We start from the raw sequence: 1,094 nt of genomic DNA on the forward strand, positions 1-1,094 counted from the left end.
GAAACCAGGTGAAGCCCAAAAAACAAGTGGTTGCCGCCACCATGAAAGACGTCGCTCTCAAAGCAAACGTTTCCACGGCAACCGGCAAGGTGCGCCTCGGCGGCCTGATCTGTAACTCGCGCAAAACCGGCAGCGCTGGCCCGCATCCGCGCGCAGTTTGGTCTCGATGAGCCACTATGGGTACAGTACGGCTTTTTTCTGCGCAACCTGCTGCAAGGAGAACTGGGGAAGTCGATTGTGTATCGCGTGGATACTCTGAAGCTGATTGGTTCGCGTCTTGAGCCAACGCTGTGGCTGGTACTGGGCAGTGTCCTGTTGGCCATTGCCTTGACGGTGCCGCTAGCGGCGATTGCTGCACGCCAGCGTGGACGTCTCGCCGATCGGCTGATTCGTCTTTTTACCACCGCCGGGCTGGGGTTTCCGGCGTTCTGGCTCGGTATCATGCTGATTCTGCTGTTCAGCATTGTGCTTGGCTGGTTCCCGGTTTCCGGCTACGGCAGCGATTTTTTAGACCAGTTACGCCATATGGTTCTGCCGTGCCTGACCGTGGCGCTGGCGCTTTCAGCGGTATTGATTCGTAACCTGCGCGCCAGCCTGCTGATGGAGATGAATAGTGACTATGTCGTGGCGGCACGAGCGCGCGGGCAACGGGAAAGACGCATCTTCTGGCGACATGTGCTGCCCAATTCGCTGGTGCCAACCATCAATCTTCTGGCCGTGAATATCGGTTGGTTAATCGGCAGTACGGTGGTTATCGAAAGCGTGTTTGCCATCCCTGGCCTCGGACAACTACTGGTAAAGGCGATTTTTAGCCGCGACTACATGGTGGTTCAGGGCGTAGTCATGGTCTTTGCCCTTGCCACCGTGGCGGTCAGCCTGCTGGCGGACATTCTGACCGTGGCTCTGGACCCGAGGATAAAGCTATGAAGGTAACGGCGACGTTTTCCCGTCTGCGTCAGCGGATTATTCCGCGCCAGCAGGCGCTATATGCCGGGCTGACCATTGTCGGATTGTGGCTGTTGGTGGCCTGCCTGGCACCATGGATAGCGCCGTTTGATCCGATTGCTCAGGACGTATCCTCCAGCCTGCTGTCG

The 1,094-nt window shown here is 57.8% G+C and carries 3 pseudogenes; all 3 read left to right on the plus strand.

The window, feature by feature from the left end:
- Nucleotides 1-8: 8 nt before the first annotated feature.
- A pseudogene (locus CWM53_RS20265) lies at nucleotides 9-83 on the plus strand (LacI family DNA-binding transcriptional regulator); the annotation flags it as partial.
- Nucleotides 84-117: 34 nt separating this feature from the next.
- Nucleotides 118-927: pseudogene (locus CWM53_RS20270) on the plus strand (ABC transporter permease); the annotation flags it as partial.
- A pseudogene (locus CWM53_RS32240) lies at nucleotides 924-1,094 on the plus strand (ABC transporter permease); the annotation flags it as partial. The pseudogenes CWM53_RS20270 and CWM53_RS32240, both read left to right, overlap by 4 nt.

Source organism: Klebsiella sp. A-Nf5 (assembly GCF_002810545.1).
Classification (GTDB): domain Bacteria; phylum Pseudomonadota; class Gammaproteobacteria; order Enterobacterales; family Enterobacteriaceae; genus Klebsiella; species Klebsiella variicola.